The sequence below is a fragment of the Mesorhizobium sp. M0227 genome, from assembly GCF_040321855.1.
In the GTDB taxonomy this organism is placed as follows: domain Bacteria; phylum Pseudomonadota; class Alphaproteobacteria; order Rhizobiales; family Rhizobiaceae; genus Mesorhizobium.
Window position 1 is genome coordinate 12,669 of record NZ_JAMYSJ010000021.1, and the last position, 14,005, is coordinate 26,673.

Sequence of the window (14,005 nt, forward strand, 5' to 3'; positions counted from 1 at the left end):
TGCCGCCGGCAACGGCGCTGCCGCTCAAAAAGCACCCCAAAGGGTGAAAAACAACGAAGACATGGAACAATAAAACAAGGAGGACTACCAAATGAAGATTGCCAAGCTTTTCATCGCCGGACTTGCGCTCGCCGGCCTTACCACTGCTGCCTCAGCCGGAACACTGGACGACATCACCAAGCGCGGCGAACTGCGTGTCGCCGTGCAGACCCAGGGACCCCCTTTCTCGCTGGTTGGCGCCAATGGCGAACGCACCGGCAGTTCGGTTGAACTGGCCGAACTGATGGCCAAGGAAATGGGTGTGAAAATCACCTTCCTCGATTTCGACTGGGATGGTCTGATCCCGGCGCTGCTGTCAGGCAAGGCCGACCTTCTGGTCGCTGACATGACACCGACGCTGGCGCGCGGCATGAAGGTCGCCTTCACCACGCCTTACATGTACACCGGCAGCACCGTCTTCACCAAGGCCGACAGCAAGTTCAAGACCACCGAAGACTGCAAGGCCAAGGGCACCAAGATCGCCGTGCTGCTCGGCGCCACCGGCGAGAAGGAAGCCAAGAAAGCCTTCCCCGACGCCGACATCAAGAGCTACAAGGGCGGCGGTCCGCTGCTGCTCGACGCCGTCAACAACGGCCAGGCCGATTGCGGCGTCAACGACGTCTCGGCGGTCAAGGGCCAGTCGACCGCCTATCCGGCCGGCAGCTTCACCATCATGCCGGACCTTCTGTCGAAGGAGCCGCTTGCCTTCGCCACCCGCTATGACGAGCCGGACCTGCTGGTCTGGATGAACCTGTTCCTCAACCAGGTCACCATCGACGGTCGCCTGCAGAAGAACCTCGACTACTGGGTCAATTCCGACGCCTGGAAGAAAGACCACTAAGCAGCGATAAAACCCAGGCGGTTTCGCGCGCGTCTCAAGCGCCGCGAACCGCCTGGAATTTCGCTTCATCCGTCGTTTCCTGCACTCTGGGGATTGCACCCAACGATGCTCGAAAATTTCAGTTTCCGCACCATCGTCGAATACCTGCCGCTGTTCGGACAGGGCCTGATCACGACCGTCTGGCTGTCGGCGCTGTCCTTTGTAGGGGCGCTCATCGTCGGCATCGTGCTGTGCGCCATGAATCTGCAGCGCGGCTGGCTGTTTCGTGTGCCGGCCAAGGCCTATATCGATGCGGTGCGCGCCACGCCCTTGCTGGCGCAGCTCTATTTTCTCTATTTCGGCCTGCCCCGGCTCGGCTTCGTCCTGCCGGAACTCGTCGTCGGCATCCTCGCGCTGTCGTTGAACAGCGGTGCCTATATCGCTGAAATCATTCGCGCCGGTATCTTGTCGATCCCGCGCGGCCAGGTCGAGGCCAGCGTCGCCTCGGGCATGACCTATGTCCAGCGCATGCGCCTTGTCGTCCTGCCGCAAGCCTTCAAGGTGACGATCCCGCCTCTGCTTGGCCAAGCCATCGTGCTGGTCAAGGATTCCGCCCTTCTGTCGCTGATCTCGGTTGCCGAACTGACGCGCGCCGGCCAGTTGCTCGCCTCCGACCGCTTCATGCCGGCCGAAGGTTTCCTCACCATCGCCGCCTTCTATCTGCTGCTCTATTACGGACTGAAGGGACTGGCTGGCGTCTCCAGCCGCTGGCTCGGCACGGCGGGGGCGCGGACATGATCTGGCAACAACTGCAAAGCCTCGCCGGCTCCTATCCGCTGGCCCTGCGCGGCCTCGGCATGACCGTGATGCTGTCGCTGATCAGCCTTGTGCTCGGCACCTTGCTCGGCTTCGGCCTCGGCATCCTGCGCACCGGCGGCAACCAGCTGATCTCGGGCTTGATCGGGGCCTGGGTCGACCTGATCCGCGGCACGCCGTTCCTCGTGCAGATCTTCCTGATCTTCTTCATCCTGCCGGAGTTCGGCATCGAGCTTGACGCCTTCACCGCCGGCATCATCGCGCTGACCAATCTGGCCGCCTGCTTCATCTGCGAGATCGTCGTCGCCGGCATCCGCTCGGTGCCGACCGGCCAGGTCGAGGCGGCGCTGGCGTCCGGCCTGTCGCGCTGGCAGCGCATGCGCCAGGTGGTGCTGCCGCAGGCGATGCGCATCGTGCTGCCGCCGCTGGTCGGGCAATATGTGCTGCTGATCAAGGATTCTTCGGTCGTCTCCGCCATCGGTCTCACCGACCTCACCCGCGTCGGCTGGCTGGTGGTGCAGCGTGTGCCCAACGGCCTCTTGGTCTTCTTCCTCGTCGGCGTCGGCTATTTCATCGTATGCTATCCGCTGATCATGCTGGCCCGTCGGCTGGAGCAGCGCATGGGCGCGGCACATGGCGAGGTGCAGTTGTGACTTCCAACCCCAAAGGTCCAGAAAACATGACCACAACGGGCCTTGCCAAGACCGGTATGATCGACTTTCGCGGCGTCAACAAATGGTTCGGCTCGCTCAACGTGCTCAAGGACATCACGCTCAGCGTCGAGCCGCGCGAAGTGGTCGTCGTCTGCGGCCCGAGCGGCTCGGGCAAAAGCACTCTGATCCGCTGCGTCAACGGCCTGGAGGCGATCAAGAACGGCGACCTCGTCGTCGACGGCCAACGCCTGGGCGACCCCGCCACCAACATGACGCAGCTGCGCACCGAGATCGGCTTCGTCTTCCAGTCGTTCAACCTCTACCCGCATAAGACGGCACTCGAGAACGTCACGCTAGCCCCCATCCATGTCCGCAAGATCCCGCGTGCCGAGGCTGAAAAAGCAGGCCGTGAATTGTTGGCCAAGGTTGGCCTCGCCGACAAGGTCAATGCCTATCCCGCACAGCTCTCCGGCGGCCAGCAGCAGCGCGTGGCGATCGCGCGTTGCCTCGGCATGCGGCCCAAGATCATGCTGTTCGACGAGCCGACCTCGGCGCTCGATCCCGAGATGATTTCCGAAGTGCTCGACGTCATGGTGGCGGTCGCCGAGGAAGGCATGACCATGATGGTGGTGACGCACGAGATGGGCTTTGCCCGCAAGGTCGCCCAGCGCGTGGTGTTCATGGACGCCGGCGCCATCGTCGAAAGCGGCACGCCGGACGAGTTCTTTTCACACCCCAAGACCGACCGCAGCCGCGCTTTCCTGAGCAAGATTCTCAGGCATTGATGTCACGCCTTATAAGACATGCTTCTTTTTCGGTGTATCGACGAACCTCCGTTTGGGCAATGCGGGGCTTCCGTCATTGACGACATAGCGCAAACGCGCTGCAAGCCGTGCTTCCGCTTCAGGCCAATCCTTGAGACTTACCGGAAGCCGCGCGATGAGCTTCAGTTCGCGATCGTAAAGATCCACATGGACGAAAGGAATGACGACGACAACGACAATGACTTGTCCAAAGCCTGCCAACTCGGAGAGTGGGATCGTTTTGTTTCTGAAGAGACGACGGTAGATGATGTTTTCGCCTTCGATGCTCCAACGTGCGTATTGGACAGCAATCCCGGCCACCATGAGACCGACAAGGAAAACACCGATGACCACTCCGGACCAAAGCTCGGCCGGGGTCTGCGCTTCGGGATGCGTGAAAATACCATAGATCATGGCTGCCAATGCGCCCGCGGCACCCAGACAGACCAACCATCCCAACGTTCGTTTTGCTGACCCGGTCTTGAATACAAAATCATTCTGCATAAGATTCCACCTGGTTCACTGTGACCGCGGGTAGCGGGAACCCCGCGACGCATTGGATGTTGAGCCGGTCTTCCCGGCGCTCCTTAAGAGCCAGGTTTCCGTCGGCAGTACACTGCGGTAGATGCAAAAGGGATTGCGGTCGATCCCCACTCTCAGCGTTCCGGACCCTTTTGCAGACCATCATGATCGGCGCCAGGTGCCAAGTCACGCGAGATGGGTCACGAACGCTGGCAGGCCGCCCCGCCGTCTGAGCAGCACGATGGCGAGGAAGGCGATCACGCCGCTCGCGGCGACGACCACCAGCACCCACAGCGAATTGGCGACGGATGTCCGCGCCATCATGAAGGCGAGCGCGAACGGCGCGAAGGCCGAGGTGAACTGACGGGCAGCGCTCGCCCATCCGAGCCGCGCACCATAGCCCTCGCGGCCGAAGAGTTCGAGCGGCAAGGTGCCGCCGACGATGCTGGTGAGGCCGGAACCAAGGCCGAACAGCAACACGAACAGGAAAGCGCCTGGCAGCCATGGCGTCGTCAGGAGCAGTGCGCACAGCCCTGCTGTGATCAGCGATGCGGCGATGACGGCGAGGTGCGTCTGCTGCAGCCGCCCGCCAAACAGCATGTTGATCAACCGGCTGGCGACCTGCGCCGGCCCGAACAGGGTCGAGACGAAGAGGCCTGCGGTTCCGAGCCCCAGCGCCGCCGTCAGCGGCACCATGTGGATGAGGATCGCCGACAGCACGAAGCCCTCGGTGGCGAACCCCGCCAGCATGAGCAGGAAGGCGGTCCGGCCGCGCCGCGCATCGAGCCGCGTGCCCGCTTCATCGGGGGCGGACCCGCGCTCTTGCGGCATGACTGCTGCATGGCGGCGCGACAGGCGCATCAGCCACGCGTGGATCGGCAGGCATAGGCCGAGATTGAGAGCGGCGAACAAAAGATAGACCTCGCGCCATGTCAGATGCGCATGCAGCGCCGAAGTCAGCGGCCAGAACAGGGTCGAGGCGAACCCGGCGATAAGCGTCAGATGGGTGATGCTGCGCTGCGGTCGGGGAACCCCGATCTGCACGATCGCAACGAAGGCGGCGCTGTAGAGAACGAAGCTGGAGGCCAGTTCCATCGCCAGCAAGGCCACAACGAAGCTCACGCGGTCGGGCGCGACGGCGCACAGCGCCAGCGCCACGGCTGCCGCCACCGAGCCGACGGTCATGATGCGGCCGGCGCCGAAGCGGTCGGCCCACCGCCCGGCAGTCGGCGCGAACAGGCTGCCGGCAAACAGCGAGGCCGACAGCGCGCCGAACACCCAGCCTTCCGTGAGCCCGAACTCCCCAGCCATTGCCGGCGCCAGGATCGAGAAGCTGTAGTAGAGCGTGCCGTAGCCAATGATCTGGGTCAGCCCAAGCGCCCAGATCGCCTTGCGCAGGACGGATCGTTCAGGCATCGGCGCCGACCGCCATATCCTCTCGCGTCTCGGTGGCCGGCGCGGTTGCGCAGCCGCAACCCGATGCGCCGGTTGCCTTGGCGTCCGCATCCCTGACGCAGCAGGCATCGACAGCGGCCGGCGCGGGCCCGCCACAGCAGCCGGCGCTTGCCGCTACCGTCGCGACACCGACGGCGCTGCACACGCCGGTCTCCGGCAGCACCAGCCGGACCTCGCGGGCCGCGGCATGGTCTCCGGCAATGTCGGCGACCACCGAGCGGACTTGCTCGTAGCCGGTCGCCATCAGGAAGGTCGGGGCACGGCCGTAGGATTTCGAGCCGACGATGGTGAAGCCCGGTTCGGGATGGGCGAGCTCTGCAATGCCATGCGCGGGAACCGTGCCGCATGAGTGGAAGTTTGGATCGATCAGCGGCGCCAGTGCCGGCGGCGCCTCGACGGCGGGATCAAGCGCGATGCGGATTTCGCTCAGGAACGACAGGTCTGGCCTGAAGCCGGTGGTGACGACGATGCGGTCGATGGCCAGGTTGAACGGCTTGCCACCCAGGCTGGCATCGACACCAAGCCCCTTGCCCTGCGTCTTGATGCCGTTGACGGCGAAGGGCGCCAGCATGTTCAGCCTGCCATCCGCCATCGCCTGCCTGGCCGCCAGCCCAAGCGCGCCGCGTTCCGGCAACTGGTCGTTCAGCCCGCCGCCGAGCAATCTCTCGATGCTGGCGTGGCGCAGCGCCCAGAAGATTTCGGTGCCAGGCGCCGCATCCTGCAGCTCCATCAGCGCCAGCGCGACGTTGATGGCCGAGTGCCCGCCGCCGATGACCAGGATGCGCTTGCCCGCATAGTCTTCTCTCGCCTTGCCGAGCACGTCGGGAATGCCATAGGCGATGCGTGCCGACGCCTCGCCTTCGCCGGAAACCGGCAGCCCGTCGACGCCGATCGGATTTGGCCGCCACCATGTTCCGGACGCGTCGATGACGGCGCGCGCGAGAACGCGGTGTTCGCCGCCGGCATCGCGATAGCGGATGACGAAGGGCGCGTCCTTGCGGCCATCATTGGCGACCTTGTCGTGTCCCTGACGGGTGATCGCTGTGACCTCGGCGCCGAGCTTCAAATTGGCGGCGATCGCGGGAAGCCGGCCAAGCGGCGCCAGATAATCGCGCACGATCTCGCCGCCGGTCGGCAGGCCCTGGCTGTCCGGCGCCGTCCAGCCGGAGCGGTCGAGCAGCGCCCGCGCCGCCGTATCGATGTTGTATTTCCATGGCGAAAACACCCGCACATGGCCCCAATCGAGCAGCGCCGCACCCACGCTTTCGCCGCGCTCCAGGACGAGCGGAGTGATGCCGCGCTCGACCAGATGCGCCGCGGCTGCCAGCCCGACCGGGCCGGCGCCGATCATCGCGACGGGAAGGTTTGCCATCATGTCCATAGGTTCGATCCTTCCGGTATGTTCGAATTATAAGTGCAAAAAAATCAAGCCAGCGCTTTGCCGACGGCGGGCGCGCAGACGGCGTCAGCGCAGCACTCGTCGGCGAGATAGCCGATCAGCGCATTCATGCCGGGATAGTTGGCGCGGCAGATCAGCGTCGTCGCTTGCCGCTCCTGCGTGACAAGCCCGGTGTCGACCAGGCGTTTGAGGTGATGCGACAGCGTCGATGACGGAATGTCGAGCTTGCCCTGGACGCTGCCGACGGCAAGCCCGTCGTCACCGGCGCGCACCAGGATGCGATAGAGCTGAAGTCGCGTCGGATTGCCGAGTGCTTCAAGCTGGGCAGCTGCTTTTTCGAGTTTCATGGAAATAAACTACGCGGCACTTTTCGCGCCGTCAACTTAATTTCGAAAAATATGGAAATAACATCAGCCGGCGCGTTTGCCCGAGGCGCCTGTGATCACCTCGCCATCCTCCTTGGTGAACGCACCGATCTCCGGGTTGGGCAGGATGTCCAGCACCTTTTCCGACGGCCGTGCAAGGACGACGCCGAGCGGGCTGTCCACGATCGGCCGGTTGATAAGGATCGGATGTGCCAGCATGAAATCGACGATCTGCTCGTCGGACCATTTCGGGTCGGCAAGGCTGAGTTCGGCATAGGGGGTGCCCTTCTCGCGCAGCAGGTCTCGCGGTGTGATGCCCATCGCGGCGATCAGTTCGACTAGCCTTTGTCGCGACGGCGGCGTCTTCAGATATTCGATCACCTCCGGCTCCTCGCCCGACTGCCGGATGATGGCCAGCGTGTTGCGCGACGTGCCGCAATCGGGGTTGTGGTAGATGGTGATGGTCATTTCGAGGCCTTCCCAGTCGACATGGTATTCCGGACGGCGCCACCCTTCTCGTACCAGCCCTTGCTGCGGTTCACGATCCACACCACCGACAGCATGACCGGAACCTCGATGAGCACCCCGACCACGGTGGCAAGGGCCGCGCCCGAATTCAGCCCGAACAGCGCGATCGCGGCGGCCACCGCCAGCTCGAAGAAGTTCGACGCGCCGATCAGCGCCGATGGTCCAGCCACGCAGTGCCGCTCGCCGCTGAGGCGGTTGAGCAGATAGGCAAGACCGGAGTTGAAATAGACCTGGATCAGGATCGGCACTGCCAGCAGCACGATCACCAGCGGCTGCGCAATGATCTGCTCGCCCTGGAAGCCGAACAGCAGTATCAGCGTCGCCAGCAAGGCAGTCAGCGACAAGGGCTGCAGCGTGGCAAGCAGGGCATCGAGCCCGACCTGTCCCCTCGCTGCCAGCAGCCGGCCCCGAACCAGCTGCGCGACGATCACCGGCGCGACGATGTAGAGTGCGACCGACAGCATCAGCGTGCCCCATGGCACGGTGATCGTCGACAGGCCGAGCAGCAGGCCGACGATGGGCGCGAAAGCGACGATCATGATCGAGTCGTTGAGCGCCACTTGCGAAAGTGTGAAATTCGGCTCGCCGCGCGTCAGGTTCGACCAGACGAAAACCATCGCCGTGCAGGGCGCCGCAGCAAGGATGATCAGCCCGGCAATGTAGGAATCGATCTGCACGGCGGGCAGCCACGGCCGGAACAGCCAGCCGATAAAGAGCCAGCCCAGCAGCGCCATCGAAAACGGCTTCACCGCCCAGTTGATGAACAGCGTCACGCCGATGCCGCGCCAATAGGTGCTGACCCTGGCCAGCGAGGCGAAATCGACGCGCAAGAGCATCGGCACGATCATCAGCCAGATCAGCACGGCGACAGGAATGTTGACCCTGGCGATCTCGGCCGACGCGATGGCGCCGAACACGCTTGGCAGCAGATGGCCAAGTGCGATGCCCGCGACGATGCACAATGCCACCCACACCGTCAGATACTTCTCTACGAAGCCGATGCCGGGCCGCGTCGCCTCGCCCGCGTTCAGAGCGTGATCGGTCATGATGGCTTTCCTTGTTCGAACGGCGCGCGGCGGACAGTCACAAGCCCCTCAGCAGTCACAGGTCACGGCATTGATGACGGGACGGCAGAGCTCCGGCGCGCCATTGCAGCAATCTTCCATCAGATAGGCCAGCAGGTCGCGCAAGCCGGTCATGTCGGCGACATAGCGCACGGTCCTTCCGTCGCGTTCGGGACGGATCAGCCCGGCATGGGCGAGCACCTTCAGATGCGCCGACATGGTGTTCTGGACCGTGTCCAGCCTCGTTGCGATCTCGCCCGCCGGAATGCCTTCCGGACCGGCACGCACGAGCAGCCGGAAGACATCCAGCCGCGTCTCCTGGCCAAGTGCGGCCAGCGCGTTCAAAGTACCCTTCTTATCCATATATCCGAATCCTTGGATTTATGGATTCGTGATACCGACTCCCCCACGATCTGTAAAGGGTCCGCCCACCATCAGGTGACGGCCAGCACCTTTCCCGTATCGTGCTGGCGCACGAAGTCCACGCGGGCGCCGTCCCAGTGGTAGCTGTAGTGGCGGCCCTGGACTGGAATGGTAATGACATCGGGCCAGAAGATGCCGATGCAGCCGCCGCCCGGCATGCGCACGCTGTTCCACACCAGCCCGTCGCTGCCTGCTGCCCGCAGCGCCCGCCCTTCCGCCTGCGAGGCGGAATAGTCGTCCGGGTCGAGCACGCCGGGCACGGCGTTGACGTCATCTAGGTCGCGGTCGACGCTGCCGATCAGCACGCGGAAGTCAGCCGTCCAGCCCGGTCCCTCGTTGGTGGCACGCATGAATTTCTGGTGGTGGTGGATGGTCTCGGCCAGCGCGACGTCCTCGCTGTCGCCCGCATAGTAGATGCCGTAGCTGCCATCCGAGAAGCGGCCTGGCCTCAGCGTCGAGCAGTGCACGAAGGGCGCCATCACGAAGCTGGCGCCGGGGCCGGAAACCCGCCTTGCGGCCGACACCTTGCCGAGATCGCCGATCTCGAACCTTATGCGCGGGTTTGTCTTCGCCTCGACGGCGGCAAGCGCCTCCCAGTCGCGCGGGTCGGCAATGTCCTCGAAGAGGTCGATGGGCGGATGGATGGAGCGGATGATGCGGAAGGTCTGGTGCCAATGGACGCCGCGCCGGACCGCAAGCCCACTCACCATGCACCACGCTCCGCATCGAGCCATTCGCGCATCGCCGATAGATCGGAAATTTCGCCGCGCAGCATCAGGTCGAGGGCCGACTGGCCGCCGAAGGTGGCATTGGGCTTGCGTATCCAGGCATAGCCGCGCGCCGGCTCCGTGAACAGATAGCGCAGGCCCTTGTGGATGCCCATCAGGTGCGCCATGCGTGTGCGAAGATCGCGGTCGATCCTGCCGACGCCGCCTTCCTTCGCCCCAGTCTTCCAACGCGCCCAGGTCCGCGCCGACATGCCGCCGAGCAGGATGCAGGCCTCCAGGTCGGTGAGATTCCAGGCCTTGAACAGGTTGACCGTGGTGCGCGCCAGCGCGCCAGCTTCTTCATCCGAGATAGCGGCTCCGACCGTGGCCGGCGTGGTGACGATGGACTGAAGCTGCATTTTGTGCCTCGCTATTGGCAGACATATAGCATGTATTTGCCAATTGGCAAGATAAGTCCAACCGCATCTTGATGGGAAGAGGATGGCGGGACGAGGCAGGGCTTGGGTTCCTCGCCCCCACGGAAGTGGGGGAGAGGTGGCTCGGCGAAGCCGAGACGGAGCGGGGGCGGCGCGGCCTTAGGTGATTTAGAGGGAACTTGCCAGCGTCGCAGCCCCCTCTCCGACCGCTTCGCGGCCACCTCTCCCCCGCTTTGCGAGGGCGAGGAACCCAAGTCCTGAAAGTCGCCGCCAGTACCCCGCCTACTCTGCCGCCTCATACCCTGCGATGCCCTTGACCTCGAGGAAATCCTCGAGCCCGTATTCGGCATACTCGCGGCCATTGCCCGACTGCTTGTAGCCGCCGAACGGCAGGCCGGCGTCCCATTGGGGATAGTTGATGTAGACATTGCCGGTGCGCATGCGCGCCGCGACTTCGCGCGCCTTCTTCATGTCCTTGGCCTGGATGTAGGAGGCAAGGCCATAGACGGTGTCGTTGGCGGTCTCGACCACCTCGTCGACGCTGTCGTAGGGCATGATCGCCAGCACCGGCCCAAAGATCTCCTCGCGCGCGATGCGCATGTCGTGGGTGACGTCGGCGAACACCGTCGGCCTGACATAGTAGCCGCGGTTAAGCTCGGCCGGCCGGCCTGGGCCGCCCGCCACCAGCGTCGCACCTTCATCGATGCCGGCCTGGATCAGGTCCTGGATCTTGTCGAACTGAACCTGGCTGACGACCGGGCCAAGCTTGGTGCCGGCGGCGTCAGCGGGGCCGACGGTGAACTTTTCCGCCGCGGCCTTGGCATAGCCGGCCGCCTCTTCATGGCGGTCGCGCGGCACGAACATGCGCGTCGGCGCATTGCAGGACTGGCCGCTGTTGCTGAAGCAGCCGGCGACGCCCTTGCTGACGGCGCTTGCGAGGTCGACATCCCCGAACAGGATGTTGGCCGACTTGCCGCCAAGCTCCTGGTGCACGCGCTTGACCGTATCGGCGGCGGCCTTGGCCACCAGGATGCCGGCGCGGGTCGAGCCGGTGAATGACATCATGTCGATGTCGGGATGGCTGGACAGCGCCTGGCCGACGCCGGGACCGTCGCCATTGACGAGGTTGAAGACGCCCTTCGGCACGCCGGCCTCGTCCAGGATTTCGGCGAAGATGATGGCGTCGAGCGGCGCGATCTCGGAGGGCTTCAGCACCATGGTGCAGCCAGCAGCAAGCGCCGGACCGACCTTGCAGGTGATCTGGTTGAGCGGCCAGTTCCACGGCGTGATCAGCCCGACGACGCCGATCGGCTCCTTGACCACCAGATGGTTGCCCTTGACGTTGCGGAATTCGAAACTCTTCAGCACGTCGGCCATCTTCTGCAGATGCGCAAGACCGATGCCGACCTGGCTGTCCAACGCCATCTGGCGCGGCGCACCCATCTCGCGGGACACAGCGACGGCAAGATCGCCACTGCGCTTCTTGTAGACCGCGATGATGCGGTTCAGCAGGTCGAGCCGCTCACCAACCTCTGTAAAACCAAAGCTGTTGAAGGCGCGCTTGGCGGCAGCCACCGCCTTGTCGACATCGGCCTTGGAGCCTAGCGAAATCTGCGCAAAGGCGTCCTCATTCGAGGGATCTATGACGTCCAATGTGTTGGGCACAACAGGATCGACCCACGCGCCATCGATATAGAATTGCAGATTGTGTGACATGGTTTTCTCCTTGGCCGCATGGCCGCGCCGGGCCGTCATATCTGGCTGGAGATAACGATGCACAAACGCCGCTGTCAAACGCAACCCCCGAAGTCGTTGAGCCAGTGCGGCAGTGATTGAGCCAGAGCGGTTGGGCCAGCGAGTAGTGGTGAGGATGGACTACAGCAAGATATGCCCGGCCTCGACCAGAAACCGCCTCGCGGCGGCCTGATCCGTCGCTTTCACCAACAGATGGTCACCATCGAAAGTGGACACCAGGAAGATGCCCAACCCGTTTTCCGACAACGGCCTGATAACCGACAGCACGATACCGGTTTCATCGAAGGCAAACGGGCCCGCGAGTTTGAAGGCCACCCAGTCGATATCCTGCTTGACGGCATGCGGCACGCGGTCCTGCAAGCAAACGATCGAAAGCTCGTCGTCAGTCCTTGTGATGCTGACGAAGCCTGGCCCGTCCGCCCAACCGGGAATGATCTCGCCCGCCTCCAGCCGGGAAACCGCGTAAAGCCCTAGGAGTTGCTTAAGCCTGACCCTGGCAGCCATTATCGAACTCCTTCGTCAGATTGCCGGTAATCCCGCGAGCCTCTTGCTCATATAGACCGTCATGCCGCCCATGAACGGCTCTTCCCGATCGATGACATAGCCCTGCCTCTTGTAGAGCGACACATTCGCCTCGAAGGCGCCATTGGTCAGCAGGCGAAGCTCGGCACGTCCTGCTTCGATTGCCTTGCGCTCGGCCAGCTCCAGCAACAGCCGGCCAATCCCTCTCCCCTGCGCATCCGGTGCCACGCAGACATTCTCGATCCAGAGGTGATCTGCGGCCAGGATGGTTTCGATCATCCCGACAATGCCGCCATCCTCGACGGCGAGATCGAACGGATGCTCGGCAACAGCCTTGTCGTAGTCGGCGCGCATAGGCAGCGGCTCGCGGCCGATCACCGGCACCCATTTGACATAGGCGGCACGAACGATATCCCGGATCGCGGTGGCGTCAGCGGGCTCGGCGGGCCGAAGCCGGATAGAAGAATTGTTGGTCATCAAAGTGCTCCAGATATGAAAACCCCCGCCGGCGGTGTCGCGGGCGGGGCTGGAAACGAACGAACCGGATCTATCCTGCCGGTCTTTGTCGTCGCGCAATCAGTCTGCCGCTCCGCACTGTGCAGGTGCGGCGTCGCTTGGTGTTGGTGGGCGCGAGGACGAACATGGCGCCAAGCTGGAACATGATGCGTGGCGCTGTCAAGGCGGCTGCTCGATCGGTAATGTCTCATGTCATGGAATCGCTGCGGGCCTTGCGATAAACGGCAATTGATCGATGGACAAAATATGACCGGAACGCTGAACAAGGGTGCGGATGGTTGCCATCCTGAACCTGGCCTATTTCGGGATCGAGTTTGCCGTAGCCGTCTGGATCGGATCGGCATCGCTGTTCGCGGACAGCATCGATTTTCTGGAGGACGCATCCGACAATCACCGCCGCCGCCGTCGAGATGCAGGGACGCGCGGCAAGCAACAATTACTGGGCCAGTTTCTCCCTCCCCGCGCAACACAGCCTGACCGCGCCTTCGGGAATCGTTGCCCCCGGCGGCCGGTGGCGGCGCAATGCCCGGCCAATGGAACACCCTCCATCGCCGTCGCCGATATCCACACAAATCCGGCGGACCCGGCCCGGCCTTGGCGGCGGACGGGAATCTATCAGCCGCATCTGGTGGACGACGACCAGCGGAGCAACGACCGCGGCATGTTCTAGGCGGCGCGCCGGCAGGCGATGTCGCATCTGGACTGCACCCGCAGTCGTTCTATCTTTTTGCTCGACCCAGACCAAGCACCGGAGCCATCGCCGTGACCGTTACCGACCTCTATCGAGGCTACATCGCCTGCCTCAACAATCAGGATTGGCAAAATCTGCATCGCTTCGTCCATGACGAGGTCCACTACAATGGCGACCGCGTCAGGCTGGCGGGGTACCGCGAAATGCTGGAGCGCGATTTTCGGGAGATCCCAGACCTCTATTTCGACATCCAACTGCAAATCGCCGAACCGCCGTTCATAGCCAGCCGGCTCCAGTTCAACTGCACGCCGAAGGGAACCTTCTTCGGCCTGCCCATCAACGGCCGGAAGATCTCCTTCAGTGAGAACGTCTTCTATGAATTCCTCGACGACAGAATCAGGAACGTCTGGTCGGTGATCGACAAGGCGGCGATCGAAGCGCAGGTTTAATCCAGGTCGGCCAGAAGATGACGCGCAGCCAATGCCCGACC

General features: G+C 63.5%; 17 protein-coding genes and 1 pseudogene. 6 read left to right on the forward strand and 12 right to left on the reverse strand.

The annotated features are described in order from the left end of the window. The first annotated feature begins 91 nt into the window (after positions 1 to 91). From NKJ00_RS23685 to NKJ00_RS23700, 4 genes are all read left to right on the forward strand, one after another. A complete protein-coding gene (locus tag NKJ00_RS23685) occupies positions 92 to 880 on the forward strand; it encodes an ABC transporter substrate-binding protein (protein WP_023813261.1) in 789 nt (262 codons plus the stop codon). Between the two features lie 105 nt (positions 881 to 985). Next, positions 986 to 1,657: an amino acid ABC transporter permease gene (locus tag NKJ00_RS23690; protein WP_023813260.1), complete on the forward strand. Its 672-nt coding sequence runs from the start codon at positions 986 to 988 to the stop codon at positions 1,655 to 1,657. Beyond that, positions 1,654 to 2,328: an amino acid ABC transporter permease gene (locus NKJ00_RS23695; RefSeq protein ID WP_023813259.1), complete on the forward strand. Its 675-nt coding sequence runs from the start codon at positions 1,654 to 1,656 to the stop codon at positions 2,326 to 2,328. Before NKJ00_RS23690 ends, NKJ00_RS23695 begins: the two co-directional genes overlap by 4 nt. Before the next feature lie 26 nt (positions 2,329 to 2,354). Further along, positions 2,355 to 3,113 carry an amino acid ABC transporter ATP-binding protein gene (locus NKJ00_RS23700; RefSeq protein WP_023813258.1) on the forward strand — a complete coding sequence of 253 codons (759 nt, stop codon included), beginning with the start codon at positions 2,355 to 2,357 and terminating at the stop codon, positions 3,111 to 3,113. Positions 3,114 to 3,122: 9 nt separating this feature from the next. Here NKJ00_RS23700 and NKJ00_RS23705 read toward each other — a convergent pair whose 3' ends face one another. The 12 genes from NKJ00_RS23705 to NKJ00_RS23760 all read right to left on the reverse strand — a co-directional run bounded on the left by NKJ00_RS23705 (position 3,123) and on the right by NKJ00_RS23760 (position 12,785). After that, the gene (locus NKJ00_RS23705) at positions 3,123 to 3,635 is read right to left on the reverse strand and encodes a hypothetical protein (RefSeq protein WP_352551425.1); all 513 of its coding nucleotides are present in this window, start codon (positions 3,633 to 3,635) and stop codon (positions 3,123 to 3,125) included. Between the two features lie 204 nt (positions 3,636 to 3,839). Further along, a complete protein-coding gene (gene arsK / locus NKJ00_RS23710) occupies positions 3,840 to 5,069 on the reverse strand; it encodes an arsenite efflux MFS transporter ArsK (RefSeq protein ID WP_128305597.1) in 1,230 nt (409 codons plus the stop codon). Continuing rightward, positions 5,062 to 6,483, reverse strand: a complete 1,422-nt coding sequence (locus tag NKJ00_RS23715; RefSeq protein ID WP_502895846.1) for an NAD(P)-binding domain-containing protein — start codon at positions 6,481 to 6,483, stop codon at positions 5,062 to 5,064. Before NKJ00_RS23715 ends, arsK begins: the two co-directional genes overlap by 8 nt. 50 nt (positions 6,484 to 6,533) lie before the next feature. Beyond that, positions 6,534 to 6,854, reverse strand: a complete 321-nt coding sequence (locus NKJ00_RS23720) for an ArsR/SmtB family transcription factor (protein ID WP_127294920.1) — start codon at positions 6,852 to 6,854, stop codon at positions 6,534 to 6,536. A gap of 63 nt (positions 6,855 to 6,917) precedes the next feature. Further along, complete coding sequence (gene arsC / locus NKJ00_RS23725) at positions 6,918 to 7,340, reverse strand: arsenate reductase (glutaredoxin) (protein WP_023809326.1); 423 nt, start codon at positions 7,338 to 7,340, stop codon at positions 6,918 to 6,920. Beyond that, positions 7,337 to 8,446, reverse strand: coding sequence for an ACR3 family arsenite efflux transporter (arsB, locus tag NKJ00_RS23730; RefSeq protein ID WP_502895837.1), 1,110 nt, complete (start codon positions 8,444 to 8,446; stop codon positions 7,337 to 7,339). Before arsB ends, arsC begins: the two co-directional genes overlap by 4 nt. A gap of 48 nt (positions 8,447 to 8,494) precedes the next feature. Further along, entirely contained in the window at positions 8,495 to 8,827 is a 333-nt protein-coding gene (locus tag NKJ00_RS23735) for an ArsR/SmtB family transcription factor (RefSeq protein ID WP_352610831.1), read from the reverse strand. A 71-nt stretch (positions 8,828 to 8,898) separates the two neighbouring features. Next, positions 8,899 to 9,597 (reverse strand): RES family NAD+ phosphorylase, encoded by a 699-nt coding sequence (locus tag NKJ00_RS23740; protein ID WP_352610832.1) that lies wholly within the window; start codon positions 9,595 to 9,597, stop codon positions 8,899 to 8,901. Next, complete coding sequence (locus tag NKJ00_RS23745; RefSeq protein ID WP_352610833.1) at positions 9,591 to 10,013, reverse strand: antitoxin Xre/MbcA/ParS toxin-binding domain-containing protein; 423 nt, start codon at positions 10,011 to 10,013, stop codon at positions 9,591 to 9,593. The genes NKJ00_RS23740 and NKJ00_RS23745 overlap by 7 nt, the downstream gene beginning before the upstream one ends. Before the next feature lie 300 nt (positions 10,014 to 10,313). Next, on the reverse strand, positions 10,314 to 11,747 hold the full coding sequence (locus tag NKJ00_RS23750; RefSeq protein WP_352631498.1) for an aldehyde dehydrogenase family protein: 1,434 nt from the start codon (positions 11,745 to 11,747) through the stop codon (positions 10,314 to 10,316). Between the two features lie 159 nt (positions 11,748 to 11,906). Next, on the reverse strand, positions 11,907 to 12,290 hold the full coding sequence (locus NKJ00_RS23755; protein ID WP_352631500.1) for an ACT domain-containing protein: 384 nt from the start codon (positions 12,288 to 12,290) through the stop codon (positions 11,907 to 11,909). Positions 12,291 to 12,305: 15 nt separating this feature from the next. Continuing rightward, positions 12,306 to 12,785: a GNAT family N-acetyltransferase gene (locus NKJ00_RS23760; RefSeq protein WP_128305590.1), complete on the reverse strand. Its 480-nt coding sequence runs from the start codon at positions 12,783 to 12,785 to the stop codon at positions 12,306 to 12,308. A gap of 313 nt (positions 12,786 to 13,098) precedes the next feature. Here NKJ00_RS23760 and NKJ00_RS23765 point away from each other — a divergent pair. Together NKJ00_RS23765 and NKJ00_RS23770 are read left to right on the forward strand one after the other, a co-directional pair. Continuing rightward, positions 13,099 to 13,215: pseudogene (locus NKJ00_RS23765) on the forward strand (cation transporter); the annotation flags it as partial. 371 nt (positions 13,216 to 13,586) lie between these two features. Continuing rightward, complete coding sequence (locus NKJ00_RS23770) at positions 13,587 to 13,964, forward strand: ester cyclase (protein ID WP_352631502.1); 378 nt, start codon at positions 13,587 to 13,589, stop codon at positions 13,962 to 13,964. The last annotated feature ends 41 nt before the right edge of the window (positions 13,965 to 14,005 follow it).